Annotated in this window: 24 protein-coding genes; 8 read left to right on the forward strand and 16 right to left on the reverse strand. The window is 71.2% G+C overall.

Annotated elements, in window-relative coordinates:
* Nucleotides 1-139: 139 nt before the first annotated feature.
* Together V7Q31_RS04165 and ubiG are read left to right on the forward strand one after the other, a co-directional pair.
* Nucleotides 140-910, forward strand: coding sequence for a methyltransferase family protein (locus tag V7Q31_RS04165; RefSeq protein WP_333832415.1), 771 nt, complete (start codon nucleotides 140-142; stop codon nucleotides 908-910).
* Nucleotides 903-1,625: a bifunctional 2-polyprenyl-6-hydroxyphenol methylase/3-demethylubiquinol 3-O-methyltransferase UbiG gene (gene ubiG, locus V7Q31_RS04170; protein ID WP_333832416.1), complete on the forward strand. Its 723-nt coding sequence runs from the start codon at nucleotides 903-905 to the stop codon at nucleotides 1,623-1,625. The genes V7Q31_RS04165 and ubiG overlap by 8 nt, the downstream gene beginning before the upstream one ends.
* Nucleotides 1,626-1,633: 8 nt before the next feature.
* Here ubiG and V7Q31_RS04175 read toward each other — a convergent pair whose 3' ends face one another.
* The 4 genes from V7Q31_RS04175 to fabI are packed head-to-tail and all read right to left on the reverse strand — an operon-like array spanning nucleotide 1,634 to nucleotide 4,036.
* Nucleotides 1,634-1,870, reverse strand: coding sequence for an Lrp/AsnC ligand binding domain-containing protein (locus tag V7Q31_RS04175; RefSeq protein WP_333832417.1), 237 nt, complete (start codon nucleotides 1,868-1,870; stop codon nucleotides 1,634-1,636).
* 27 nt (nucleotides 1,871-1,897) lie between these two features.
* Nucleotides 1,898-2,734 carry an alpha/beta hydrolase gene (locus V7Q31_RS04180; protein ID WP_333832418.1) on the reverse strand — a complete coding sequence of 279 codons (837 nt, stop codon included), beginning with the start codon at nucleotides 2,732-2,734 and terminating at the stop codon, nucleotides 1,898-1,900.
* Nucleotides 2,709-3,221 carry a xanthine phosphoribosyltransferase gene (gene gpt / locus V7Q31_RS04185; RefSeq protein ID WP_333832419.1) on the reverse strand — a complete coding sequence of 171 codons (513 nt, stop codon included), beginning with the start codon at nucleotides 3,219-3,221 and terminating at the stop codon, nucleotides 2,709-2,711. Before gpt ends, V7Q31_RS04180 begins: the two co-directional genes overlap by 26 nt.
* The gene (gene fabI / locus V7Q31_RS04190; protein ID WP_333832420.1) at nucleotides 3,218-4,036 is read right to left on the reverse strand and encodes an enoyl-ACP reductase FabI; all 819 of its coding nucleotides are present in this window, start codon (nucleotides 4,034-4,036) and stop codon (nucleotides 3,218-3,220) included. Before fabI ends, gpt begins: the two co-directional genes overlap by 4 nt.
* A 132-nt stretch (nucleotides 4,037-4,168) precedes the next feature.
* On the opposite strand from fabI, the gene pdxH reads away from it, so the two are divergent.
* Nucleotides 4,169-4,792: a pyridoxamine 5'-phosphate oxidase gene (gene pdxH / locus V7Q31_RS04195; RefSeq protein ID WP_333832421.1), complete on the forward strand. Its 624-nt coding sequence runs from the start codon at nucleotides 4,169-4,171 to the stop codon at nucleotides 4,790-4,792.
* 170 nt (nucleotides 4,793-4,962) lie between these two features.
* Here the strand turns inward: pdxH and V7Q31_RS04200 are convergent, their stop codons facing one another.
* Nucleotides 4,963-5,748 carry an ion transporter gene (locus V7Q31_RS04200; RefSeq protein ID WP_333832422.1) on the reverse strand — a complete coding sequence of 262 codons (786 nt, stop codon included), beginning with the start codon at nucleotides 5,746-5,748 and terminating at the stop codon, nucleotides 4,963-4,965.
* A gap of 119 nt (nucleotides 5,749-5,867) precedes the next feature.
* Here V7Q31_RS04200 and V7Q31_RS04205 point away from each other — a divergent pair, with 119 nt between their 5' ends.
* Nucleotides 5,868-6,611 (forward strand): SDR family NAD(P)-dependent oxidoreductase, encoded by a 744-nt coding sequence (locus V7Q31_RS04205; protein WP_333832423.1) that lies wholly within the window; start codon nucleotides 5,868-5,870, stop codon nucleotides 6,609-6,611.
* A gap of 50 nt (nucleotides 6,612-6,661) precedes the next feature.
* Here V7Q31_RS04205 and V7Q31_RS04210 read toward each other — a convergent pair whose 3' ends face one another.
* Complete coding sequence (locus V7Q31_RS04210) at nucleotides 6,662-7,186, reverse strand: SH3 domain-containing protein (RefSeq protein WP_333832424.1); 525 nt, start codon at nucleotides 7,184-7,186, stop codon at nucleotides 6,662-6,664.
* Between the two features lie 72 nt (nucleotides 7,187-7,258).
* Here V7Q31_RS04210 and V7Q31_RS04215 point away from each other — a divergent pair, with 72 nt between their 5' ends.
* Nucleotides 7,259-8,248, forward strand: coding sequence for a 2-hydroxyacid dehydrogenase (locus V7Q31_RS04215; protein ID WP_333832425.1), 990 nt, complete (start codon nucleotides 7,259-7,261; stop codon nucleotides 8,246-8,248).
* A 164-nt stretch (nucleotides 8,249-8,412) separates the two neighbouring features.
* Here the strand turns inward: V7Q31_RS04215 and thrS are convergent, their stop codons facing one another.
* The 5 genes from thrS to V7Q31_RS04240 form a co-directional block, all read right to left on the reverse strand.
* Nucleotides 8,413-10,410 carry a threonine--tRNA ligase gene (thrS, locus tag V7Q31_RS04220; protein WP_333832426.1) on the reverse strand — a complete coding sequence of 666 codons (1,998 nt, stop codon included), beginning with the start codon at nucleotides 10,408-10,410 and terminating at the stop codon, nucleotides 8,413-8,415.
* 70 nt (nucleotides 10,411-10,480) lie between these two features.
* Nucleotides 10,481-13,441, reverse strand: a complete 2,961-nt coding sequence (locus V7Q31_RS04225; protein ID WP_333832427.1) for an error-prone DNA polymerase — start codon at nucleotides 13,439-13,441, stop codon at nucleotides 10,481-10,483.
* A 175-nt stretch (nucleotides 13,442-13,616) separates the two neighbouring features.
* Complete coding sequence (locus V7Q31_RS04230) at nucleotides 13,617-15,887, reverse strand: pentapeptide repeat-containing protein (RefSeq protein WP_333832428.1); 2,271 nt, start codon at nucleotides 15,885-15,887, stop codon at nucleotides 13,617-13,619.
* A 60-nt stretch (nucleotides 15,888-15,947) separates the two neighbouring features.
* Nucleotides 15,948-17,525 carry a Y-family DNA polymerase gene (locus tag V7Q31_RS04235; RefSeq protein ID WP_333832429.1) on the reverse strand — a complete coding sequence of 526 codons (1,578 nt, stop codon included), beginning with the start codon at nucleotides 17,523-17,525 and terminating at the stop codon, nucleotides 15,948-15,950.
* Between the two features lie 82 nt (nucleotides 17,526-17,607).
* Entirely contained in the window at nucleotides 17,608-18,249 is a 642-nt protein-coding gene (locus V7Q31_RS04240; RefSeq protein WP_333832430.1) for a ribonuclease T2, read from the reverse strand.
* Nucleotides 18,250-18,390: 141 nt separating this feature from the next.
* On the opposite strand from V7Q31_RS04240, the gene V7Q31_RS04245 reads away from it, so the two are divergent.
* Nucleotides 18,391-19,191, forward strand: a complete 801-nt coding sequence (locus V7Q31_RS04245) for a DUF1013 domain-containing protein (RefSeq protein ID WP_333832431.1) — start codon at nucleotides 18,391-18,393, stop codon at nucleotides 19,189-19,191.
* Nucleotides 19,192-19,227: 36 nt separating this feature from the next.
* Here V7Q31_RS04245 and hypE read toward each other — a convergent pair whose 3' ends face one another.
* From hypE to hypB, 4 genes are read right to left on the reverse strand one after another with little or no spacing between them, the layout of a single operon-like run.
* Nucleotides 19,228-20,289 (reverse strand): hydrogenase expression/formation protein HypE, encoded by a 1,062-nt coding sequence (hypE, locus tag V7Q31_RS04250; protein WP_333832432.1) that lies wholly within the window; start codon nucleotides 20,287-20,289, stop codon nucleotides 19,228-19,230.
* Nucleotides 20,290-20,293: 4 nt separating this feature from the next.
* Nucleotides 20,294-21,448, reverse strand: coding sequence for a hydrogenase formation protein HypD (gene hypD, locus V7Q31_RS04255; RefSeq protein ID WP_333832433.1), 1,155 nt, complete (start codon nucleotides 21,446-21,448; stop codon nucleotides 20,294-20,296).
* On the reverse strand, nucleotides 21,445-21,744 hold the full coding sequence (locus V7Q31_RS04260) for a HypC/HybG/HupF family hydrogenase formation chaperone (RefSeq protein ID WP_333832434.1): 300 nt from the start codon (nucleotides 21,742-21,744) through the stop codon (nucleotides 21,445-21,447). The genes hypD and V7Q31_RS04260 overlap by 4 nt, the downstream gene beginning before the upstream one ends.
* A gap of 50 nt (nucleotides 21,745-21,794) precedes the next feature.
* On the reverse strand, nucleotides 21,795-22,838 hold the full coding sequence (gene hypB, locus V7Q31_RS04265) for a hydrogenase nickel incorporation protein HypB (protein ID WP_333832435.1): 1,044 nt from the start codon (nucleotides 22,836-22,838) through the stop codon (nucleotides 21,795-21,797).
* A gap of 240 nt (nucleotides 22,839-23,078) precedes the next feature.
* On the opposite strand from hypB, the gene folE reads away from it, so the two are divergent.
* Nucleotides 23,079-23,705: a GTP cyclohydrolase I FolE gene (gene folE / locus V7Q31_RS04270; RefSeq protein WP_333832436.1), complete on the forward strand. Its 627-nt coding sequence runs from the start codon at nucleotides 23,079-23,081 to the stop codon at nucleotides 23,703-23,705.
* Here the strand turns inward: folE and V7Q31_RS04275 are convergent.
* Nucleotides 23,689-24,765: an AI-2E family transporter gene (locus V7Q31_RS04275; protein WP_333832437.1), complete on the reverse strand. Its 1,077-nt coding sequence runs from the start codon at nucleotides 24,763-24,765 to the stop codon at nucleotides 23,689-23,691. The two genes, folE and V7Q31_RS04275, sit on opposite strands and share 17 nt — an antisense overlap.
* A gap of 68 nt (nucleotides 24,766-24,833) precedes the next feature.
* On the opposite strand from V7Q31_RS04275, the gene V7Q31_RS04280 reads away from it, so the two are divergent.
* Nucleotides 24,834-25,676 (forward strand): SDR family NAD(P)-dependent oxidoreductase, encoded by an 843-nt coding sequence (locus V7Q31_RS04280; RefSeq protein WP_333832438.1) that lies wholly within the window; start codon nucleotides 24,834-24,836, stop codon nucleotides 25,674-25,676.
* Nucleotides 25,677-25,694: the final 18 nt, after the last annotated feature.

Consider the following 25,694-nt stretch of genomic DNA (forward strand, 5'->3'; position numbering starts at 1 on the left):
GGCGCGGCGGATCGCGCGCGTCCAGACCGTGCGCGGCGGCGGATCGTCCGACCGGCGCGACGCGGCCGCCCCGCCCTCTGGCGCAGCCGGCCCCGGGCGCCATATCTCTGCGCGGTCGACCCCCTGCCGCGAAGCGCACATGTCCTCCGACTCCCCCACCGTTCCGGACGCCGTCCGGGTCCGCACTGCCCTCCTCTGGGGCGGGCTCTGCCATGGCGCCTTCGCGCTGGGGGGCGGCGCGATGGCGCTCGCGATGTGGTTCGGGCTGAGCCGCTCCCTCGGGCCGTTCGAGACCCCATGGTCGTGGGTTGCCAACGCCGCGCTGATCGCGCAGTTTCCCCTCGCCCATTCGCTGCTGCTGACGCCGCGCGGCCAGCGCCTGCTCGCCCGCCTCGCCCCCCGCCCCTACGGGCGCGACCTAGCCACCACCACCTATGCGCTCATCGCCTCGCTGCAATTGCTGGCGCTGTTCGCGCTGTGGAGCCCGTCCGGCGTGGTGTGGTGGCGCGCCGAGGGCTGGGCGCTGTGGCTCATGGGCGGGCTCTATGCGGGCGCCTGGGCGCTGCTCGGCAAGGCCACCTGGGACGCGGGCCCCGAATTGCAGAGCGGGTTTCTCGGCTGGTGGGCGGTGCTGCGCGGGCGCAGGCCGGTCTTTCCCGACATGCCGGAGCGGGGCCTGTTCCGCCACACGCGCCAGCCGATCTACGTCGCCTTCGCGCTGACGCTCTGGACCACGCCGACATGGACGCCCGACCAACTGGCGCTCGCGATCTTCTGGACGGCCTATTGCGTGCTCGGGCCGCTGCACAAGGAGGCGCGCTTCGCCCGCATCTTCGGCGCCCGCTTCGCCGCCTATCGCGCGCGCGTGCCTTACTGGCTGCCAACGCTGAAGGGGCGCCGCCATGGCTGAGACGATCCGCAACGACCTCGCGATCTACGATCAGGTCGCCGCGCGCTGGTGGGACGAGAGCATCCCCTGGGTGCGCACGCTGCGGTCGATGGTTCCGGGGCGGTTCCGGCTGTTCGACCCGATCATGGCAGCGGAAGGCGGCTGGACGGGGCGCGACGTGCTCGACCTCGGCTGCGCCGGCGGCTTCATGACCGAGGCGCTGGCCGAGCGGGGCGCGCGCGCGACCGGGATCGACCCGGCCGCCCACGCGATCGACGCAGCCCGCGCGCATGCGCAATCGTCCGGCCTGTCGATCCGCTACGACGTCGGCGTCGGCGAGGCGCTGCCCTATGCCGACGCCAGCTTCGACGCCGTGGTGTGCGTCGATGTGCTGGAGCATGTCGCCGACCTCGCGGCGGTGCTCGCAGAGGCGGCGCGGGTTCTGCGCCCCGGCGGGATGTTCCTTTTCGACACGATCAACCGCAACCCGCTCGCCGCCTTCGCCGTGGTGACGATGGCCGAGAACGTGCTCGGCCTGCTGCCGAAAGGCGCGCACGACCCCGCGCTGTTCATCCGCCCGTCGGAGTTGCGTGTGAGACTGGCGGCCGCGGGCTTTGCGCCGGGACGGATCACGGGCTTCGGACCGCAATGGATCGACCTGAAAGGCCGGTTGCGGTTCGGGGCGCTGCCGCTCACCGCGATCATCTATCTCGGCTCGGCGCGCAAGACGGGCTGATCCGGCGCTCAGAAGGCCTTGAAGGTCAGCGTCGTCGTGGTGCGTTCCACGCCGGGAATGTCGTGCAGGTTCTCGGCGACGAAGCGCCCGATGTCCTTGCCCGCATCGAGATAGAATTTCGCGAGCAGATCGTAGTCGCCGCTCACCGAATAGACCTCCGAGGCGATCTCGCGGTCGGCGATGGCGGCGGCCACCTCGTAGGTGCGGCCGAGCGCGCAGGTGATGTGGACGAAGAAGCACTGCATCGCGAACCCTCCGAAGGCGGCGCGAGCCTAGGAGACGTCCAGCGCCGCCGCAAGCGCGCTGTCGGGGTCGGCGAGGTCGTCCACCACGTCGAAATGATGGCGGCCCGGCGCTTCCACGCAGGCGGTTGCGGCGCCGAGCCCGCGCCAGACGTTCGCGATCAGCGCGGATTGGCGGCGGAACTCCGGCAGCTCGTCCTCGCCCACCCACGCGACGAGGCGCGCGCCGTCGCGCGGGGCGAGCAGCGCGGGGCTCTCGGCGGCGCATTGGGCGGGGTCGAGCCGCAGGTCGGCGTTCATCGCGGTGCGCAGGAGGGGGCGGAGATCGTAGACGCCGCTGATACCCACGCAGAGGGCGACGCGGTCGGCGACGGGCGCGGCGAGCGGGGCGCCTTCGCAGACGAGCCGCGCGGCGAGATGGCCGCCGGCGGAATGGCCGCTGAGGACGATCGGCCCGGCGACGCGCGCCGCCACGGCCTCGACCGCGCGCGCGACCGAGGCCGCGATGTCGGCGATGCGGACTTCCGGGCAGAGCGGATAGCTGGGGATCGCGACCGCCCAGCCGCGCGCGAGCGGGCCCGCGGCGAGGTGGCTGGAGCCGGACTTGTCGAAGGCGCGCCAATAGCCTCCATGGATGTAGATCAGCAGCCCCTTCGCGGCGCCTGCGGGCGAGAACAGGTCGAGCCGTTCGCGCGGATGGGGGCCGTAGGGCAGGTCGAGCGCGCCCGGCGCCTGCGCGCGGAAGCCCGCCGCCAACTCGGTCCAGCGGGCGAAGATCGCCGGGGCTTCGGGCACGGCGCCGCTGTTGGAGTAGGCGGCGTCCCAGTCCGCAATCGCGGGTTCAGGCGCCGCGCAGCGGCTCGACATATTGCAGCGCCATGTCCCAGGGGAAGTAGATCCAGGTGTCCTGGCTGACTTCGGTGATGAAGGTGTCCACCAGCGGCCGCCCCTTGGGTTTCGCGTAGACCGTGGCGAAATGGGCGCGCGGATAGGCGGCGCGGACCACCTCCAGCGTGCGGCCGGTGTCGACCAGATCGTCCACAACCAGCACGCCCTCGCCGTCGCCGATCAGCCCCGCGTCGGGCGCCTTGAGCACCTGCGCCGAAGTCTGGCTCTGATGCGAATAGGATTTCACGCATATCGTGTCGATCACGCGGATGTTGAGTTCGCGCGCCACGATCGCCGCCGGCACCAGCCCGCCGCGTGTGATTGCGACGATCGCCTTCCAGGCGCCCTCGGCCCCCGGCCCCTGATGGTCGAGCCGCCAGGCCAGCGCCTTGCTGTCGCGGTGCACCTGATCCCAGGAGATGTGGAAGCCCTTCTCGTAGGGCGGGCGGTCGGGCGACGTGCTCACTCGGAGATCTCCTTGACCACCGAGATGTCGGGGGCGTGGACCGATTTCATGCCGACGACGTGATAGCCGCAATCGACGTGATGCGTCTCGCCGGTGACGGCGGAAGACAGGTCGGACAGCAGGTAGAGCCCCGCCCCGCCGACTTCCTCGAGCCCGACATTGCGGCGCAGCGGCGAGTTCAGCTCGTTCCACTTCAGGATGTAGCGGAAGTCGCCGATGCCCGCCGCCGCCAGCGTCTTGATCGGGCCGGCCGATAGCGCGTTGACGCGGATGTTCTTCGGTCCGAGGTCGACCGCGAGATAGCGCACGGAGCATTCGAGCGCGGCTTTCGCGACGCCCATCACGTTGTAATGCGGCATGACGCGCTCGCCGCCGAGATAGGTCAGCGTCAGGATCGCGCCGCCCTCGGTCATCAGTGGCTCGGCGCGGCGGGCGAGCGCGGTGAGCGAGTAGCACGACACCGCCATCGTGTTCTCGAAGTTCTGGAACGAGGTGTCGATGTAGCGGCCCTTCAGCTCGTTCTTGTCGGAGAAGGCGATGGCGTGGACGAGGAAGTCGAGCTTGCCCCATTTCTCGGCGAGAACCCGGAACAGCTCGTCCATCGAGGCGGGCGAGGTCACGTCGCAGGGCAGCACGATCTCGGCGCCCTGGCTGTGGGCGAGCGGCAGGATGCGCTTGCGCAGCGCGTCGCCCTGATAGGTGAAGGCCAGCTCGGCCCCCGCGGCATGGGCGGCCTGCGCGATGGCCCAGGCGATCGAGCGGTCGTTGGCGACCCCCATCACAAGCCCGCGCTTGCCCTGCATCAGACCGCTCATGCGTGAACCCCGCCTGTTGACCGTGCGCGCGGGCATAGGTGAAAAGCCCTGCGCCTTCAAGTCCGCCCGCGCCCGCTCGCCATGCCGCGCGGGTCGTCTATGTTCCCGCGACCACCTATGGAGAACGCCCAGATGACCGACGCGCCGACCGGCCTTTTCGCGGGACAGGATCCGTTCGACATCGCGCGGGCCTGGCTCGCCGAGGCCGGGAAATCCGAACCGAACGACCCCAACGCCATCTCGCTTGCGACGGCGGGGGCGGACGGGCTGCCGAATGTGCGCGTGGTGCTGATGAAGGAGATCGAAGGCGCCACCCCCGCGGGTGGATTTGTGTTCTACACGAATTACGAGAGCGCCAAGGGGGAGGAGCTTGCGCAGAACCCGCAGGCGGCCTTCGTAATGCACTGGAAGAGCCTGCTGCGGCAGGTGCGCGCGCGGGGGCCGGTGGAGAAGGTGTCGGCGGAGATGTCGGACGCCTATTTCGCCACGCGCGCCTATCAGAGCCGGGTGGGGGCGTGGGCGTCGAAGCAGTCGCGGCCCTTGTCGGGCAAGGCGGCGTTGCTGGCCGAGGCCGCGAAGGCCGCGGCCTCGCACCCGTTCCACGTTCCGCGCCCGCCGCATTGGGGCGGCTACCGCATCCGGCCGCTGGAAATCGAGTTCTGGTCGGACGGCGAGTTCCGGATGCACGACCGCTTCCGCTGGACACGGCCAGCTGTGGACAGCGCGGAGTGGACGGTGACGCGGCTCAATCCCTGAGACTCGGAAGCGGATGGCGGGTCAGCGCGGCTTTCCGTCGTTCGACATGGGCGCTGAGGATCGCGCCCCCCCTGGGGGGAGGGAGGGCGCGGTCCGTGCTGGTCGCACGGACCAAGAGGCGAGCGGGGAGCGCTCGCCATTGGCCGGCATCCGCGCCTTCCCGCCCCGCCTCACCGCCCTTCCCGCTCGCGCTCCATAGCGTCGAGCCGCGTCGAAATCTCGCGCAGGCGCGCCAGCACTTCGTCGCGATAGGCGTCGGTGGCGGCGACGTCCTCCTCGTGATGCGCTTCCTGCATCGAGTTGACCACGAGGCCCACCAGCAGGTTGAGCACGGCGAAGCTCGTGCCGAGAATGAACGGCACGAAGAACAGCCACGCCCAGGGGTGGGTCTCCATCACCGGGCGCACGATGCCCATCGACCAGCTCTCCAGCGTCATCACCTGGAACAGCGTGTAGGCGGCGGCGCCGATGGTCCCGAACCACTCCGGATAAGCGTCGCCGAACAGCTTCACCGCCATCACGGCGGCGATGTAGAAGATCATCGCGAGCAGCAGCACGACCGAGCCCATCCCCGGCAGCGCCCGCACGAAGCCCTCGACCACGCGGCGCAAGCTCGGCGCGACCGAGATCACCCGCAGCACGCGCAGCACGCGCAGCGCGCGCAGGGCGGTCAGGCTCTCGGTCGCCGGCGCGAGCGACACGCCGACCACGAAGGCGTCGAACAGGTTCCAGCCGCGGGTGAAGAACCGCCAGCCATGCGCGTAGAGCTTGGCGAGAAGCTCGACGACGAACACGGCGAGGCAGGCCATGTCGACGGCGAGGATCAGCCCGCCCGCTTGCGCCATCGCCGTCGGCGACGTCTCCAGACCCAGCGCCACGGCGTTGACGAGGATCACGGCGAGGATCGCGTTCTGCACGCGGGCGGTGGCGAGGAACTCGCGGAGGCGGGCGCGCATGACGGAACTCCGTGGGGCGGCGGCGGACTTCGGCGAGATAGGCGGGCGCGCGGCGCGGCGCAACGCCCGCCTTCGCGCCCGCAGCGCCCGCATGCTATGCAGGTCGCGGAGGTGCGGTCATGGATGAGTCGTCCGTCCGGAGAACGCTGCTGCTGACAGGCGCGAGCCGGGGCATCGGTCACGCGACCGTGAAGCGCTTTTCCTCGGCGGGCTGGCGCGTGATCGCCTGCTCGCGGCACCCCTTCCCCGAGGATTGCCCCTGGGAGGCCGGCGAGCAGGACCACATCCAGGTCGATCTCTCCTCGCCCGACGACACGATGCGCGCCGTCGACGAGATCAAGCGCCGCCTGCCGCTCGGCAAGCTCGACGCGCTGGTCAACAACGCCGGCATCTCGCCAAAAGGTCCGGGGGGCGAGCGCTTGAACACTCTCAACACCAGTCTGCGCGACTGGGGCCGGGTGTTCCACGTCAACTTCTTCTCCTCGGTGGTGCTGGCGCGGGGCCTGTTCAACGAGCTTCAGGCGGCGCAGGGGGCGATCGTGAACGTGACCTCGATCGCCGGAGCGCGCGTGCATCCCTTCGCGGGCGCCGCCTATGCGACGTCCAAGGCCGCGCTGGCGGCGCTGACGCGGGAGATGGCGGCGGATTTCGGGCCGCACGGCATCCGCGTCAACGCCATCGCGCCCGGCGAGATCGAGACGGCGATCCTGTCGCCCGGCACCGAGAAGCTGGCCGAGTCGATCCCGATGCGCCGGCTCGGCAAACCCGAGGAAGTGGCGCGCACGATCTACTATCTCTGCACGGCGGAGAGCAGCTATGTGACCGGGGTGGAGATCGAGATCAACGGCGGCCAACACGTCTGAGACGGGCGGGCGCTGGCGGCTATGCGCGGGTTTCCGCCGCACGAGCCCGCCTAAAACGCCTCGTCCGCCCGCGCGCCCCAGAAATCCGCCTTCTCGGCCCATCCGCGCGCGCCCTCGACCGACAGCTCGCACCACTCGGCGCGGCAGCCGCGGATCTGGGCGACGACGCCGGTCTGGACCCGCGCCACCAGAGCGGCGCCGGCTCGCGGCTCCGCGCGCAGCGGCGCTTCGGGCCGCGCGGTGATCACCGCAGCCCGTCCGCCGCGCAGCAGGCCGTGATGCACCCACCCCCCTGCCCCGTCGGAATCGACGACCTTGCGCCAGTGGCCGTGCTCGGCGAGCACTTCGAGCGGCAGGCCGCGGCGCAGGAACACCCAGTCGATGCGATGCGACAGCCCCGGCCCGCGGCGCGCATTGGCCTTGTCGGAGTTGAGCGTCACGAAGCGCGGCAGCGGCAGGTTGGTTTCGGGGCCGAGGCGCGGCTCGCCGGCTGGGGCCGCATGGCCCGTCGCCAGCGCCAGCGCGATCCCCGCGATCAGGAGGCCGCGCGCCGCGCGGCTTGGTCGTCTGCGCATCTCTCGCCTGTTTCCTGTGGTCTTCCGCCGGCCGGGATTCTATCACGGAGCGCACGCACAGGGGAGCCGTCCATGCCGTATCGCAAGCTCAAGGTCGTCGTCACCCGCAAGCTGCCCGAGCCGGTCGAGACGCGGCTGCGCGAACTCTTCGACGTCGAGCTCAACGCCGACGACCGCCCCCTCTCGCCAGATGAGCTCGCCGAAGCGGCGGGGCGGGCCGAAGTGCTGGTGCCGACCGTCACCGACCGGATCGACCAGAAAGTGCTCGCCCATGCCGGCGACACGCCCCTGAGGCTGATCGCCAATTACGGGGCAGGCGTCGACCATATCGACGTGCACACCGCGCGCGAGCGCGGCATGCTGGTGACCAACACCCCCGGCGTGCTGGCCGAGGACACCGCCGACATGACCATGGCGCTGATCCTCGCCGTGCCTCGCCGCATCCCCGAAGGCCTCGCGCTGATGCAGTCGGGCAAATGGGGCGGCTGGGCGCCGACGGCGATGACCGGCAAGCGCGTCTTCGGCAAGCGGCTCGGGATCGTCGGCATGGGTCATGTCGGACAGGCGGTGGCGCGGCGCGCCGGCGCCTTCGGGCTGCAGCTGCACTATCACGACCGCCAGCGCCTGCGCGAGGAGACCGAGGAGGCGCTGGGCCTGACCTGGTGGGAGAGCCTCGACCAGATGCTCGCGCGCATCGACATCCTGACGATCCACGTGCCGCACACCCCGGCGACCTTCCATCTGATCTCGGCGCGGCGTCTGAAGCTGATGAAGCCCTCCGCCTACATCGTCAACACCGCCCGCGGCGAGATCGTGGACGAGAACGCGCTGACGCGGATGCTGCTGAAGGGCGAGATCGCCGGCGCCGGGCTCGACGTCTTCGAGAAGGAGCCGGCGGTCAATCCGCGCCTGCTGGGGCTGCCGAACGTGGTGCTGCTGCCGCATATGGGCTCGGCGACCGAAGAAGGCCGGATCGACATGGGCGAGAAGGTCATCCTCAACATCAAGACCTACGCCGACGGCCACCGCCCGCCCGATCAGGTCCTCCCAGCGATGCTCTGAGCGGCGCCAAGCCGATCTCGACGCGCTCGCGGCTCATCGCGGCAACTCCGCCGCGTCGATCAGGGCGCGGGCGATGGTCTCGCGCTCGGCCGGCGCCTCTCCCGGTCGGGGAAGGCCGCGAGCGGAGCCGCATCGCTCTCCGCTGTAGCTCGCCTCCGACACGATCAAGAGAAAGTGGCGGGAGGCGCCGCGTCGCGATCGGCGAGATCGGGCGGCGCTGCTTCCGCGCGGAGCAGAGCCGCCGCCGCATCGACGTCGAGCGTCGTGGAGCCCTGCGCGCCAAGGCGGCGCAGCGAGACGGTCCCGCTCTCGACCTCTTGGCGACCGACCGCGAGGATCGCCGGGACATGCGCGTCGGAATGCTCGCGCACCTTGTAGCCGATCTTCTCGTTGCGCAGATCGGCCTCGGCGCGCAGGCCCGCGGCGCGGAGCTTCGCGACGATCTCCCGCGCGTAAGGGTCGGCGTCCGAGACGATGGTGGCGACCACGACCTGACGCGGCGCGAGCCAGAGCGGGAAGCGCCCGGCGGTGTTCTCGATGAGAATCCCGATGAAGCGCTCGAAGCTGCCGAGGATCGCGCGGTGAAGCATCACCGGGCGCTTCTTCGTGCCGTCCTCGGCGACGTAGTCGGCCCCCAGCCGCTCGGGCAGCACGAAATCCGCCTGCAGCGTGCCGCACTGCCATTCGCGCCCGATCGCGTCGGTCAGCTTGAAGTCGAGCTTGGGGCCGTAGAAGGCGCCCTCGCCGGGGTCGACCACGTAATCGTTGGTCACCTTGCGCACCGCCGATTCGAGCGCGGCCTCGGCGCGGTCCCACGTCTCGTCGGAGCCGGCGCGCACCTCCGGCCGCGTCGAGAACTTGATGTCGAAGCGGGGGAAGCCGAGGTCGCTATAGACGGTGGAGAGCAGGTCGATGAAGCGCGCCGTCTCGTCGGCGATCTGGTCCTCGGTGCAGAAGATGTGCGCGTCGTCCTGCGTGAAGCCGCGCACGCGCATCAGCCCGTGCATCGAGCCTGAAGATTCATAGCGGTGGCAGGAGCCGAACTCCCACAGGCGCAGCGGCAGGTCGCGGTAGCTTTTGAGGTCGCGGTTGTAGATCTGGACGTGGCCGGGGCAGTTCATCGGCTTGAGCGCGTTGATGCGCTTCTCCTTCGCGCCTTCCTCGTCCACTTCCGCGATGAACATGTTCTCGCGGTATTTCTCCCAGTGGCCCGACGCCTCCCACAGCTTGCGGTCGATTAGCTGGGGGGTTTTCACCTCGCGATAGCCGGCGGCGTCGAGGCGGCGGCGCATGTAGTCCTCCACCGCGCGGTAGATCGCCCAGCCGTCGGGGTGCCAGAACACCATGCCCGGCGCTTCCTCCTGGAGATGAAACAGCTTCATCTCGCGCCCGAGCCGACGGTGGTCGCGCTTCGCGGCCTCCTCCAGCATCTTCAGATGCGCGTCGAGCTCGGCCTTCGAGCGGAAGGCGACGCCGTAGATGCGCTGGAGTTGCTTGTTGCGGCTGTCGCCGCGCCAGTAGGCGCCGGCGACGCGCATCAGCTTGAAGCCGTCGGGCGGGACCTGCCCGGTATGGGCGAGGTGCGGGCCGCGGCAGAGGTCCTGCCAGTGGCCGTGCCAGTACATGCGGATCGGCTCGCCCTCGGGGATGGCGTGGACCAGCTCGACCTTGAAGGGCTCGTTCGTGGCCAGATAATGGTTGATGGCGCGGGCGCGGTCCCAGATTTCGGTGCGCACGGGCTCGCGCGCGGCGACGATCTGGCGCATCCGCTGCTCGATCTGCGCGAAATCGGCTTCGGAGAAGGGCTCCTCGCGGTCGAAATCGTAATACCAGCCGTTCTCGACCACCGGGCCGATGGTGACTTTCGTCTCCGGCCATATCTCCTGCACGGCGCGGGCCATGATGTGGGCGAGGTCGTGGCGGATCAGCTCGAGCGCCTCATGGTCCTTGGCGGTGACGATGGCGAGGCTTGCGTCGGCGGTGAGCGGGCGCGACAGGTCGCACAGCGCGCCGTCGACCTTCGCCGCCAGCGCCGCCTTGCCGAGCGACGGCGCGATGGCGGCGGCGATTTCGCCGGGCGTGACGCCTGCGGGGAAGGCGCGGGTCGCGCCGTCGGGCAGGGTCACGGTGATTTCGCGGGCCGTCGCTTCCGCTTCGCTCATCGCTGTCGCGCCTTTCAGGTCGGTGTGTCGCTGCGGTCCGGGGCAGGCATTGGACAGGCGGATGGCGGTGTCAAGCCGCGGCGGGGCCCGCCCCGGGGCGCGCAGCCCCACTCGGATCGCCCGGCGGCGTCAGCAGCGGGCGCAGCAGCGCCACGGGGTGGGCGCGCAGCGTGAGACGCAGGCTGAGATAATCCGCCACCACCTGCTCGCCCTCGGTCATCTGCGGCAAGGCGACAGCGGGCTCGGCGACGCCCTCGCCCTCCAGCAGCCGCGCGAACAGCGGCAGGGGCGCGGCGCCCGTCACAGCCTTCGCCTGCCACAGCGCCTCGCGCCGCGACAGGCCGAGCCCCGCGAAGGCGTCGGCCTCGGCGAGCGCGGTCAGCGCCCGCCCGTCGGCGCCGGCGCGGCGCCAGACGTCCTCGACCGAGACGTAGCCGTTGCCGCGCGCCGCCGCGACCCAGCGCGCATCCTCCTCCGCCAGCCCCTTGACCTGCCGGAACCCCAGCCGCAACGCCGGGCGCCCTGCCCCGTCGCGCTCGATCGAGCAATCGTGGAACGACTGATTGACGTCGACCGGACGGACCTCGACGCCATGGGCGCGGGCGTCGCGCACGATCTGGGCAGGGGCGTAGAAGCCCATCGGCTGGGAGTTCAGCAGCGCGCAGGCGAAGATCGCAGGGTGATGCTTCTTCACCCAGGCCGAGGCGTAGACCAGCAGCGCGAAGCTCGCCGCATGGCTCTCGGGGAAACCGTATTCGCCGAATCCCTCGATCTGGGCGAAGCAGCGCGCGGCGAAATCGGCGTCGTGGCCGTTGGCGAGCATCCCCGCCACGAAGCGCTCGCGGAAGGTGTGGATCGTGCCGGTCTTGCGGAAGGTGGCCAGCGCCCGGCGCAGCCGGTCGGCCTCGGACGGGTCGAAGCCCGCGCCGACGATGGCGATCTGCATCGCCTGCTCCTGAAACAGCGGCACGCCCAAAGTCTTGCCGAGCACTTCTCCGAGCGCGTCGGAGGGGAACTCCACCTTCTCCTCGCCGCGGCGGCGGCGCAGATAGGGGTGGACCATGTCGCCCTGGATCGGCCCCGGGCGCACGATCGCGACCTGGATGACGAGGTCGTAGAAGCGGCGCGGGCGCATGCGCGGCAGGAAGTTCATCTGCGCGCGGCTCTCGACCTGGAAGACGCCGAGGCTGTCGGCGGCGCAGAGCATGTCGTAGACGGCGGGGTCCTCGGGCGGGATGCTGGCGAGGGTCAGCCGCTCTCCGTGCTCCTGCGCGATCAGGTCGAGCGCCTTGCGCAGGCAGGTCAGCATCCCCAGCGCGAGGATGTCGACTTTCAGGATCCCCAGCGCGTCGATGTCGTCCTTGTCCCATTCGATGATCGTGCGGTCCTCCATCGCCGCGTTCTCGATGGGGACGAGTTCGTCGAGCCGCCCGCGCGTGATCACGAAGCCGCCGACATGCTGCGACAGGTGGCGCGGGACGCCTATGATTTCGTTGACCAATTCGAGCGTGCGGGCCAGCCGCGGCTCGGCGGGGTCGAGGCCGAGCTCGCGGATGCGCGCCTCCGGCACGCCCTCGGAGGACCAGCCCCAGATCTGGGAGGCGAGCGCGGCGACGGCGTCGGCGCTCAGCCCCATCGCGCGGCCCACTTCGCGGATGGCGCGGCGGGCGCGGAAATGGATGACGGTGGCGCACAAGCCCGCGCGGTGGCGGCCGTAGCGCTGGTAGAGGTGCTGGATGACTTCCTCGCGGCGCTCGTGCTCGAAATCGACGTCGATGTCGGGGGGCTCGTCGCGGGCTTCGGAGACGAAGCGCTCGAAGACCATGCTCGCGACTTCGGGGCCGATGGCGGTGACGCCGAGGGCGTAGCAGACAACGGAATTGGCGGCGGAGCCCCGGCCCTGGCAGAGGATGCCGCGGCTCTCGGCGAAGGCGACGACGTCGCGGACCGTCAGGAAATAGCGGGCGTAGCCGAGTTTCTCGATGAGTTTCAGCTCCTTGTCGGCCATTGCGCGGACGCGCGGCGGCGGGCCGTCGGGGTAGCGTCGGGCGAGGCCCTCCTCGGTGAGGCGGGCGAGGCGGGGCTGGGGTTCCTCGCCCTCGGCGACCTCGTCGGGATATTCGTAGCGCAGCTGGTCGAGCGAGAAGCCGATGCGGGCGGAGATTTCAGACGTTATGTCAATGGCTTGCGGGTATTTCTTGAAAAGGCGGCGCATCTCGGCCTCGGCGCGGAGGCGGCGCTCGGCGTTCGTCTGGGCGGCGCGGCCGAGCTGGTCGATGGTCGTGCGCAGGCGGATGCAGGAGAGGATGTCGGCCAGCATGCGGCGGCGGGCGGCGTGCATCATCGCGCCGGAGGTGGCGGCCATCGGGGCGCCGGAGCGTTCGGAAAGGGCGGCTATCGCCTTGAAACGACTGGCGTCCTCGCCGTCATGGAAGGGGGCGGCGGCGAGGAAGGCGGAGCCGGGGGCGCGGGCGGTCCAGCGGGCGGCGTCCGGGGGGGCGGAGGGGTCGTCGCCGCCGTGCAGGAGCAGGATCAGACCGTCCGCCCAGGCGTCGAGATCGTCGGCGCGCAGAAGGCATTTTCCCTTTTGCGCCCGGCGCTTGCCCAGCGTCAGCAGGCGGCAGAGGCGGCCATAGGCGGCGCGGTCGGTGGGGAGGGCGGTGATGTCAGGATGGTCCTCGAAAGACAGCCGCGCGGCGACCAGGAGGCGGGGGGCGGAGCGGGCGGAAAGTTGGGTAAGTGCTTGTTTTGGTGCGGGAATGTTGCCGCCGGAATCGGGCTTGGGGCGGGCGCCGCGGGCGGCGATTTCGGCATGGGTGACGGCCTTGCGGTCGCGCGGGGCGGCGGCGCGCTCGCGGGCGATCTCGCGCGCGGCGACATGGGCGCGCACGACGCCGGACAAGGTGTTGCGGTCGGCGATGGCGATGGCCTCGAGACCTAGCTCGGCGGCGCGGGCGACGAGTTCCTCGGGGTGCGAGGCGCCGGTGAGGAAGGTGAAGTTGGAGGTCGCGGACAGCTCGGCGAAGGGCATCAGGCGGCCCTCGGCGCGGGGCCCCGTTCGGGAAGATGAACGGGGCGGCGGGGCGTATGATTTGCGTCGGACATGCGTCGGACATGCGTCGGACATGCGTCGGACATCTGTCGGACAAATGTCGGACGGGGGCTGGGACGGGGGTTTCGGCAAGGAAGGTTGCGGGGCATGGCGGTCACGGAGCGGGACGGCCGGTGCGGCGGCGCGGGTTGGCCTCGGAGCAGAGCCAGCCCGCTTCGCGGGCACCCTCCTCGGTGATGTCATGGCGCGTCAGCAGGCGGTCGATGGCCGGTGTCAGCGTCTCCCAGCAGGACCAGATGACGAGCTGCTCGCCGGTCTGTGCGTCGCGGGGCAGGATGGTATCGTCGTCACCGATCAGCGGCCCGCCGGGACCGTCGTCGAGTTGACTTTGGGTCAGATCGACGGCGTCGGAAAAATCGGCCACATAGGCGAGCGAGGGGCCAAATGTCGCCCTCGACCATCGGGCCGATTTGAACGACGCAAGGCTGAGATCAGCCCCCTCCAGCCGCGCCCAACTGAGGTCCACCCCCTCCAGTCGCGCTCTGGTGAAGTCCGATCTCTCCATCCGCGCCGAGCTGAGGATCGCCTCCTCCATCCGCGCCGAGCTGAGGATCGCCTCCTCCAGCCGGGCCTCGCCCAGGTCCGCCCTCTCCAGCTGCGCCTCGAAGAGGTTCGCCCCCTCCAGCCGCGCTCTGGTAAAGTCCGTTCTCTCCATCCGCGCTCTGCGGAGGTCCGTCCTCTCCATCCGCGCCAGGCTGAGGATCGCCTCCTCCATCCGCACCTCGAAGAGGTTCGCCCCCTCCAGTCGCGCCAGGGTGAGGTTCGCTCTCTCCAGCCTCGCCTCGCTCAGGTCTGTCCTCTCCATCCGCGCCTCGAAGAGGTTCGCCCTCTCCAGTCGCGCCAGGCTGAGGTTCGCCCCCTCCAGCCGCGCCTCGCTTAGGTCCGCCGCCTCCAGCCGCGCCTCGTTGAGGTTGAGGCCGGCGAGGAAGGCGCCATGTGCCTGTGCAAGGCGCAGGTCGCGCCCGCGCATGTCGGGTTTGCGCAGGCGGCCAAGTTCGTCCGCGCGCCGGGCGGTCCATTCGGTTTCAGCCATCCGGTCGAGCGCGGCGAAGCGCGCGGCGCAGGCGGCGCCGGCGAGGGCGCGGCCGGCCCCCTCCTTCTCGCACCACAAGGCGCGCGCTGCGGCGAAGTCGTTCTGCGCCTGCACGAAGGCGGCTTCGCCAGTTTCGCCAGTTTCGACAATATCGCCGAACTCGTCTCCATAGCCGTCTTCGACCGGCGCATGGCAAGCTTCTGGCGGAATGGCGTGGTCGCGGCACCAGCCGACGCGGAAGCGGCGCTTTGCGATGTCATGGTCGGCCCAGTCGGCGGGGCGGCCGGCGAGATCGGCGTTGACGAGGTCGATGGGGGCGAAGGGGGACCATGTGGCGACGTCGCCCTCGATCTCCACCACGCCGATCAGTCCGAGCCAGCGCAGAAACATACCCGGGTTCTCGACCTGCCCCGACAGATCGTCGAGCGTCAGGAACCGCGACCGCACCCAGTCGTCCTGAACCTCCTGCGCGGTGCGCAGGAGGTAGCCCTCATCATCCAGCTCCTCTTCGAACTCCGGCCCCATCGCCTGCTCCCAGGCGTCGATGGCTCGGTTGGCGTAATGGTCGAAGCCGCCTTCGGTGCGCGCCCAGCTGACCGCGAGCAACAGGGCGCCCAGCAGGCCCAACCAGAGGCGGCCGCGGAAGCGGAGACGGTCTTTCTCGGGCTCGACGGCTGCGCGCAGCGGCGCGCGGTCCAGCGCGGCCCGCGCGCGTCGCCAGTTGCGGCGGCTGGCGTAGACGGCGAGCAACAGCGCGGCGGCGATGGCGATGGTCATCCCCTCGTCATGGGCGGGCATGGAGCGCCACCAGAAGGCGGCGATCACCGCCGGCCCGGCGAGCCAGACCGCCGTCAGCGCCACGGCGTCTGCGAGGCCGGCGAGGGGGCGGTGGACAGTGGCGGCCTCGGCGTCGGGGCGGCGGCGCAGGCCCCAGTCGATGACGATCCAGGGGTGGAGCGCCTCGGCGACGGGGCGGCCCTTCCATGTCGCGGGGAGGGCCGCGAGCGGGTCCCAGAGCTTGAGGAGGTGGATCTGGAGAAAGGCGTGGAAGGCGGCGGCGAGCCAGGCGGCGCTCCAGAAGAACACCGACGTGGGGATGGCGATGTTGACCAGCGGCAGGTCGACAGTGGATTCGAGCGAGAAGAAGTCGATGTCGCGCACGCTGAGCAGAGTGAGGGTGACGAAGGCGAGATAGCCGAGCAGGCCGAACCAGATCGCGCGGCCGGTCTGCGCGACCTGATTGGCGCGGGCGAGCGCGGTTTCGGCGTCGGTCGGGGCGCGGGCTGCGACCTTCGGGCGGGGGGCGAAGCGGCTTTCAAAGGGCTGGCGCATCGCGCGGTCCGTCCAATGCATCGACACATGGCGGGAGCGTGCCACAGGGCGGGGGGCGGCTCACGCGAATTCCCCTTCGGCGAACCATGTCGCCAGCCGTTGCGAGGCGGGGCGGTGGTGGAGCCAGAGGCGGCTCCCCTCCTCCGTCTCGACGCGCCAGTAGTCGCGCGGGCCGTCGCGCCAGTCGGGGTCGTCGAGCCACCATTCGGGCGCGATGCGCTCGGGGCCGGCCGCGCTCGCGACGCGGTGGGCGCGGCCGCGCCAGCGGAAACCCCGCAAGGGGCGGCCCGGGCCTGCGTCGGGCGGGTCGGGGGCGACGGGCTCGGGGGGGAACAACACGATCGGGCGCAGCGGGCGGTCGGCGGGCCAGCGCGCCACAGGGTCGGAGAAGGCGGCGGACGCGGCGACGAAGGCGCGGGTGGGGATGTGGCTTTCGGCGGGGAGCAGGCGGCGCACGCGGTCGGGGCCCAGCCGCCCGCCGAGCCGCGACAGAAGAAGCGCCAGCGCGTCAGGCTCGGCGCCGGCGGCGGCTTGCGCCTGTTCCGCCGCGTCGAGCGGGCCGCGGTGCTGGCGGGGCGCGGTGGGCTCGACCGTCACGGCTTCGAGCCGCAGCGCCTCGATCCCGAAGCCCGCGTCGAGCTCGGCGAGCGGGCGGGCGAAGAGCTCGGCCATGAGCGCGGCGTCGCGCGAGGGGCGGGCGAGGCCGATCTCCAGCGCCAGATCGCTGCGGTCCACCCGGCGCAGCGTCAGCGCGAGGCGGCGGGCGCCGGCGCCGTGGGCGGCGAGCGTCTCGGTCAGCCGGGCGAGCAGGCGGTCGAGCGCGGCTGCGACGTCGTCCACCCGGCCGATGGGCTCGGGCAGCGAGAGGCGGACGGCGAAGACGGGCGCGGGGCGGGCGGCGCCGACCGGCTCGGGGGCGGCGCCGAGCGCCTGGTCGAGGCGCATCAGCGTCGCGGGGCCGAAGCGGCGGGCGAGCGGCGCGCGGGGGGCGGCGGCGAGGTCGCCGATGCGGCGCAGGCCCAGACGGGCGAGCCCCTCGACCGTCTCGGGGGCGAGGCGCAGCGCGGCGACGGGGAGCGGGGCCAGCGCCGCGCGGGCCTCGCCGGGGGGGACGACGACGGGGACGACGACGGGGGCGGCGACGGGGGCGGAGACGGGATCGGGGCTGCGGGGGGCGAAGCGCGCCAGCGCCCAGGCGGCGCCGCGGGCGTCGGCGCAGGCGGCGCGGGCGGTCAGGCCGGCGACGGCGAGGCGGTCGCGCATGTCGGCGAGCATCGCCGCCTCGCCGCCGAACAGATGCGCGCAGCCGGAGATGTCGAGCGCCAGCCCGTCGGGCCCGTCCAAGCCGACCCAGGGCGTGTAGCGCAGCGCCCAGCGGGCGAGCGCGGTCAGGAAGGCGGCCTCGGCGGGCGGGTCGGCGGGGCGGGTGCGCAGGGCGGGGCAGAGCGCGCGGGCGTCGGCCAGCGCCATGTCGCGGGCGAGGCCGGCGGCCTCCGCCTCCGCCGAGAGCGCGGCGAGGACCAGCGCGCCGCGCCGCTCGGCGACGATGGCGAAGGGCGCGTCGAGCCCGCCGATGCGGCGCAGCGCCCGCTCGGCGGCGAGGCGGGGAAACCACAGGCTGACCACGCGGCGGGACATGGACGGGGCGACTCGCTGGCTTTTGTTCCGGTTATGTTCCAAGATACGCCGGCGCGGCGGAGAGTCGAGTCCGTCGGGAGGGTCAGCGCATGGGCGGCAGGTCGATCATCCGCGCGGGGCAGTCGCGGGCGGCGTCGGGGGCGCAGGGGCGCGGGGCGAGGTCGCGCGTGAGGCAGATGCGGACTTCGCGGAACAGGCCTTCGGCGCAGGTGACGGTGACGCCGTCGGGCGTCATGCCGGGATTGGCTTCGAGAAACGCCGCCTCGATCACCTCAGGGGCGATCTCGACGGGGCGGGTCAGCGCGCGCAGGGCCGGCGGGCGGGCGACGCTGTCGAAGGCGCGGCGCGACAGGGCGAAATAGGCGCGCGGCGACAGGCCCGAGCAGCGCCCGTGCTTCTTCCATTGATGCCAGGCGAGCCCGCCCGAGCCCATCACATCGGCCATCGCGGCGGTCTCGCGGCGCGCGGGGTCGGGATGCGCGCTGCGGCACCATTCCGGCCAGCCGCGTTCATGCTGCGGCCAGAGCCCGTGCAGCACGAAGCCGAACTCCTCGCGCGGGTCGCATTGCGGGGCGTCGCGCGCGTCGCCCTCGGCGGCGCACCAGCTGGCGTTCCAGGACAGCGACAGGACGTAATAGTCGAAATCGCCGGGCGCGTCGGCGAAGCTGGCGCCGCTCCAGAGGGCGAGAGACAGCGCCGCCGCCGCCGCAAATCGACATGCCATCCCCGGCGCCCTCTTTCATCGCTGTCGCATTCCCTTTATATCCCCCCCATCCCCGAGAGCGGAAGTCGCGCAGCGCGCCCGCCGGCGATCCTGAAAGGGGTCGCTCGGGGCGCGCGAAGCGTTCTGGAGGAGAGACCCGTCATGGCCGACCTGCCGCTGATGCCCAAGGCGACCGCCGTCTGGCTCGTGGACAACACCACGCTGACCTTCGAGCAGATCTCGGCCTTCACCGGCATGCACATCCTCGAGATCGAGGGCGTCGCCGACGGCGAGGTGGCGCAGGGCATCAAGGGGATCGACCCGGTGCTGACCGGCCAGCTGACGCGCGAGGAGCTCAAGCGCTGCGAGGAGAACCCGCAGGCGCGGCTGCGGCTGGTGCGCAAGGCCTCGATCCTCGCGCCCGAGCCCAAGCGCAAGGGGCCGCGCTACACGCCGTTGTCGAAGCGGCAGGACCGGCCCTCGGCGATCGCCTGGCTCGTGCGCTATCACCCGGAACTGCCCGACAGCGCGATCTCCAAGCTCGTCGGCACGACCAAGACCACCATCCAGTCGGTGCGCGACAAGTCGCACTGGAACACCGCCAACATCCGTCCGGTCGATCCGGTGGCGCTGGGGCTGTGCAAGCAGGTCGAACTCGACGCGGCCGTGGCCCGCGCCGCCGAGAAGAAGGCGCGCGAGGAAGGCGGATCGGTGCTCAGCGCCGAGGAGAAGATGCGGCTGATGACCACCGAGCAGTCGCTCGCCTCCGGCGGCTCGGAGACGCGGTTGCCAAGCTCGATGGCGGGGCTTGAGAACTTCACCCTCGGCGAGGGCGGCGGCGGGACGCAGGAGCGGGACGACGACGCGCGGCGCGATCCGCTCGACCCCGACGCGTTGTTCAACCTGCCCGAGCGGAACGCCGACGAGGAAGAAGACGAGGACACGTTCGATCCGCGCCGCTGAAGCGGGGGGCCGGCTGTCGCCGAGGCCCCTGCCCGCTCAGCAGATGCGCGGCAACTGCTCGCCGAGCAGCATGTCGACGATGCGCCCGCCGCCGAACAGCGTCGTCATCACCACGGTTCCGGGATGCGCCGCCACGGCGCGCCCGACGATCACCGAGTCGCGCCCCTCGGGGACCGAGCGCATCGCCGCGAGCGCCGCCTCGGCCTGATCGGGCGGGACGAAGAGGACCAGCTTGCCCTCATTGGCGAGGTAGAGCGGGTCGAGCCCGAGGATTTCGCAGAAGCCGCGGACTTCGGGGCGCAGCGGCAGGGCCGTCTCGTCGATCTCGACGCCGCAGCCCGCGCCCGCCGCGATCTCGTTGAGCGCCGAGGCGAGCCCGCCGCGCGTCGCGTCGCGGGCGCAGCGCAAGGAGGGGGCCGCGGCCATCGCCGCCTGCATCAGCGCGGCCAAGGGGGCGGTGTCGCTCTCGATGGGGCTGTCGAGTTCGAGGTCGCCGCGCGCGTCGAGGATGCAGGCGCCGTGGTCGCCGAGCCAGCCGTTGACGATGGCGACGTCGCCGGGCCGGACATGGCGGGCCGAGAGGTCCACGCCCGCCGGGATGACGCCGACGCCGGAGGTGGTCACGAACAGCTTGTCCGCCGAGCCGCGCCCGACGACCTTGGTGTCGCCGGTGACGATCCGCACCCCCGCCGCATCCGCCGCCCGCCGCATCGAGGCGGCGACGCGGCGCAGGGTCTCGACCGGGAGCCCCTCCTCCACGATCACCGCGCAGGAGAGCCACAGGGGCCGCGCGCCGCCGACCGCCAGATCGTTGACCGTGCCGTTGACCGCCAGTTCTCCGATGTCGCCGCCGGGGAATTCGAGCGGGTCGACCACATAGCCGTCGGTGGTGAAGGCGAGCCGGCCGCCGGCGAGGTCGGCGGGAAGCGCGAGCCGCGCCTGATCTTCCAGCTCGCCCATGTCGGGATTGTCGAAGGCGCGCACGAAGACGTCGTCGATCAGGTCGCGCATCGCCTTGCCGCCGCCGCCATGGGCGAGCGTGACGGTGTCGACGCGCAGGCGCCCGCCGCGGCGGCGGGGTTCGAAAGGCTGGTTCACTCGATCACTCCGCCGCGGTGGCCCGCACGCCCGCATAGAGGTGATAGGCGGCGCAGGCGCCTTCCGAACTCACCATCAGCGCGCCGAGCGGGGTTTCCGGCGTGCAGTCGAGGCCGAATTTCGGGCAGGCCCAAGGCTTGATCATCCCCTTGACCACGTCGCCGCAGCGCGCGCCCTCCATCTCCGGCAGCGCGCCCTCGCGCCCCGAAGACTTGCCGGCGCCGTAGCCCACGCCGAATTTCGCCTCCGCGTCGAAGGCCGCATATGTGTCGCGGATGCGCACGCCCGACTTGTCGATCTCGCCCAAGCCCCGCCAGTCGAAGGCGTCGCGGACCTGATAGACGTCGTCGATGGCGGCCATGGCGACGGGATTGCCGTGCTCGGGCACGATGCGGCCATACTGGTTCTCGATCTCGGCGCGGCCTTCGGCGATCTGGCGCAGCAGCATCAGGAGCGATTGCAGCAGGTCGAGCGGCTCGAAGCCCGCCACCACCACCGGCTTGCCGTAGTCGCGCGCGATGAAGTCGTAAGGGCGGATCCCGATCACCATCGAGACATGGCCGGGGCCGATGAAGCCGTCGAGCGTCATGTGCGGGTCGTCGAGCAGCGCCTTGATCGGGGGCGGCACGAGGATGTGGTTGCAGAACAGCGAGAAGTTGGTCAGCCCTTCCTTCGCCGCCTGCTGGATGGTGAGGGCGGTGGAGGGCATGGTGGTCTCGAAGCCCAGCCCGAAGAACACCACGTCGCGCTCGGGGAAGCGGCGGGCGAGCGCCAGCGCGTCGAGCGGCGAATAGACCATCCGCACATCCGCGCCGCGCGCCTTGGCCTGGGCGAGGCTGCCGCGCGTGCCGGGAACCCGCATCGCGTCGCCGAAGGTCGCGAAGATCACGCCGGGGCGCTCGGCGATGTCGAGGCAGTCGTCCACCCGGCTCATCGGCAGCACGCAGACCGGGCAGCCGGGGCCGTGGATGAACTCGATGCCGGGAGGGGTCAGCTTGTCCAGCCCGTAGCGGAAGATCGCATGGGTGTGGCCGCCGCAGATCTCCATGACGTGGACCGGTTTCTCCTCGGTCGCGCCGATGCGGGCGACTTCGGCCTCGATGGCGGCGAGCAGCGACTTCGCCTTGACCGGATCGCGGAACTCGTCGGCGTATTTCATCGCGCGCCCTCCGCTTCCAGCATGGCGTTGGCGCGCTGGATGGAGTCGATCTCCTCCATCGCCTCGCCGAGATCGTGCAGGGCCTGAAGGGTGGCGGCGGCCTCGTCAGGGTCGATGCGGCTCATCGCGAAACCGACATGCACCAGAACCCATTCGCCGATCAGCGCGTGCGGGCCGTCGGGGCCGCAGGCGCAGGCGAGGTTGACCTTGCGGCGCACGCCCGAGACGTCGACCACGCCGAGCATGTCGTCGGCGTCGGCGATCTCGACCACCTGGCCGGGGATTCCGAGACACATCGGCCTGTCCTCCTTGCGCGCCGCGTGGGCGCCGGGTCGCTGGGAGCCGGTCAGATCGCGCCGATGGCCGCGCGCAGGGCGACCAGACGCGCCTCGGCGTCGGCGGCCGCCGCGCCCAGCCGGGCCTTGCGGCGGGCGGCGATCCAGTCGAGCCACGCCGCCATCCCCTCGCCGGTGCGGGCGGACAGGCGGATCACCTGCGCGTCGGGGTTCACGCGGGCGACGTTTCTCTCCATCGCGTCGAGATCGACGTCGCAATGCGGCGCGAGGTCGGTCTTGTTGACGATCACGAGCGCCGAGGCCGCGAACATGTCGGGATATTTCAGCGGCTTGTCCTCGCCCTCGGTCACCGAGAAGATCGCCACCTTGCAGTCCTCGCCGAGGTCGAAGGCGGCGGGGCAGACGAGATTGCCGACATTCTCGATGAAAAGGGCGGCGTAGGGGGCGGGGTCGAGCCGGTCGATGGCGTGGCCGACCATGTGGGCGTCGAGATGGCAGCCCTTGCCGGTGTTGATCTGGACGGCCTTGGCGCCGGTCGCGCGGATGCGGTCGGCGTCGTTGGCGGTCTGCTGGTCGCCCTCGATCACGGCGACGGGCAGACGGTCGCCGAGCATCTCGATGGTGCGGCACAGGAGCGTGGTTTTCCCCGAGCCCGGCGAGGACACCAAGTTGAGCGCCAGCACGCCGAGGCCCGCGAGCCGCGCCCGGTTGGCCTGCGCATAGGCGTTGTTCTTGGCGAGGATGTCGGTCTCGACCGCGATCATCCGCGCCTGGCTCATGCCGGGGACGGAGGCGCCTGCGGGGCCAGTCCCGTAATGCAGGTCGCCATGGTCGTGGTCATGGGCGGCGGCGTGGTCGTGCGCGGTGTCCGGGGCGTGCGCATGCGCGTGGCTGTGCGTGACGACAGTTCCGTCCGGCGCAACGTGGGAATGGCTATGCGCATGCTCATGGGCGTGGTCGTGCGCGTGGGCGTCGTGCGGATGGGCGTGGCTGTGGGCGTAGGGCTCGCCGTCGGGGCCGACATGGGTGCGCCGATGCGCGCGGCCGCCCTCGATGGTCGCCCCGTTCTCGCCGCAGCCGCACACCGTGCACATCCGTCAGGTCTCCCCGCGCAATCGCATCCGCCGCATCCGCGCGGAAGCAGCCTTGCGCAGTCGAATTTCGTCGGTCAATCGCAACTGTCGTCGCAGCGGGGCCGACATCAAGAAGAGCTTGCGGCCTCGGGCCCCCGCCGAATTTTCCGCGACGACGCCTCGCCGCAACCCGATCGCGGCTTAGAACCTCGTCAGCGCCCGCGCCTCTTGCGCCGGCCCGCGACGAGGAGAGCCCGCGACATGAACATCCACGCGCATCCGATGAGCGCCGAGCGCGCCCTCGACCGCCCGAGCCGCGACGAGGCCGAAGCCGCCGTGCGCACGCTGCTGCGCTGGGCCGGCGACGACCCCGAGCGCGAGGGCCTGCGCGACACGCCGGGCCGCGTCGCCCGCGCCTATGGCGAGTGGTTCCGCGGCTACGCCGAAGACCCCCACGCCGACCTGCAGCGCGTCTTCGAGGAAGTCGAAGGCTATGACGAGATGGTCGTCCTGCGCGACATCCGCTTCGAGAGCTATTGCGAGCACCACCTCGCGCCGATCATCGGGCGGGCCCATGTCGGCTACATGCCGACCAACCGGGTGGTGGGCATCTCCAAGCTCGCCCGCGTCGTGGACAGCTTCGCCAAGCGGTTGCAGGTGCAGGAGAAGATGACCGCCCAGATCGCCAACGCCATCCAGGACGTGCTGCAGCCGCTCGGCGTCGCAGTGGTGCTCGAGGCCGAGCATCAGTGCATGAGCACGCGCGGCGTCCACAAGCACGGGGTGTCGATGGTGACCTCCACCATGCTCGGCGTGTTCCGCGAGGACCCCGCCACAAGGCGCGAATTCCTCGCGATGATCGGCAATCCGGTCAATCGCGGGGCGTGAGAGCGGCCTCGCCCCGCCCCGCGTCGGCGACGGCGCCGGCGCGCGACAGGCCGATGGCGATGGGGCGGGTCGCGGGGAACTGCGCGAAGACGATCATCAGGATCACCATGATCGGGATCGCGAGGAACATCCCCACCGGTCCCCAGAGCGCCCCCCACACCACCAGCGACAGCAGGATGACGAAGCCGCTCATGTTGAGACGGTCGCCCATTACGCGCGGCAGCACGATCTCGCCGGCGAGGAACTGCACCCCCGCCAGCATGGCGATCATCGCGAGGACGGGCGCGGCCGAGTCGACCTGCAACAGCGCGTAAATCACGGGGAACGTCACGGCGAGGATCGAGCCGATGGTGGGGATGAAATTAAGACCGAAGGCGAGGAAACCCCAGAAACCCGCTCCGCTCACGCCGAAAAGCAGACAGATCGCCCAGGTCGCGACGCCCACGCCCGCGCTGATCAGCGTCATCAGCCAGAGATAGGCGCGCACCTCCTCGGCGACGTGGCGCAAGGTGGCGCGCAGCGCCGCGCGGCGGGCGGGGTCGGGGACGAGGGCGTTGAGCTTGGCGACGTAGAAGCGCTGATCGACCAGCAGGAACATCACGTAGAGAAACACCAGAACGACGTCGCCGACCAGCGCGCGCGCCGCGTCGAAGGCGTCGCGGGCGAGCGCCTCGAGCCGCAGGCCCGACAGCAGCATTTCGAAATCCACCCGATGCTCCAGTCCGAACCGCGCGAGCACCGCGTCGACCGTCGCCAGCAGCTTCGCCTCGACCCCGTCGAGCCCCGCGCTCAGCGCGCCGGCGTTCTCGGCGATGATGCGGGCGACGAACAGCATCAGCCCGAACAGCGTCGCGACCGCCGCGAGCGTCGCCGCCCAGCCGGGAACGCGCGGCGCCCGGGCGCGCAGCGCGTCGGCCAGAGCGTTGATCAGGAACCAGATCAGCACCGCGACCGCGATCGGCGCCAGATAGGGCCGCCCGTAATAGAGCGCGACGGCCAGCAGCACGGCCAGCGCCAGCAGGTGAACCAGATCGCGCAGATGAGAGGGGGCGGTTTGCATCGGGGCGGACCTGCTGCAAGGGACGACAGCCACGCCTACACCAGCCTCGCGGCGATTCGGAGACGCAGATGACCACGACGACAGGGCGGCGCGCGATCCTGATCACCGGCTGCTCCTCGGGCATCGGGCTCGACGCGGCGCGGACGCTGGCCGCGCGCGGCTGGCGCGTCTTCGCGACCTGCCGCAAGCAGGAGGATTGCGACCGGTTGAGCGCCGAGGGGCTGGAGAGCTTCCGCCTCGATTACGAGGACGAGGGAAGCGCGACCGCCGCCGCCGCCGAGGCGCTGGCGCGCAACGGGGGGCGGCTCGACGCGCTGTTCAACAACGGCGCCTATGCGATCCCCGGTTTCATCGAGGATTTGCCGACCGACGCGCTGCGGGCGATCTTCGAGGCGAATTTCTTCGGCTGGCACGCGCTGACCCGCGCGGTTCTGCCCGCGATGCGGACGCAGGGGCATGGGCGGATCGTCCAGTGCTCCTCGGTGCTGGGGTTCTCGGCGGTGCGCTGGCGCGGGGCCTATGTGGCCACGAAATTCGCGCTGGAGGGCTATTCGGACGCGCTGCGGCTGGAGCTGCGGGGCCTGCCGATCCATGTCAGCCTGATCGAGCCGGGGCCGATCGCCACCCGCTTCAACCCCAACGCGCTGGCGCAGTTCGAGCGCTGGATCGACCCGGACGCTTCGGCGCGGCGGGGCGAACTCGCGCAGATCGCCGCGCGCTATCGCCGGGGGGAGGCCGCGCCCAACCGCTTCGAATTGCCGCCCGCCGCGGTGACCCGCAAGCTGATCCACGCGGTCGAGAGCCCAAGGCCAAAGGCGCGCTACTATGTGACGACGCCGACTTACGTCGTCGCCGCGCTGAAGCGGCTGGCGCCGCGCGCGGCGCTCGACTGGCTGATGGCGCGCAACTGAGGCGCGCGCGCCTCTTGC

It is taken from the genome of Rubrimonas sp. (assembly GCF_036788415.1).
Lineage (GTDB): Bacteria > Pseudomonadota > Alphaproteobacteria > Rhodobacterales > Rhodobacteraceae > Rubrimonas.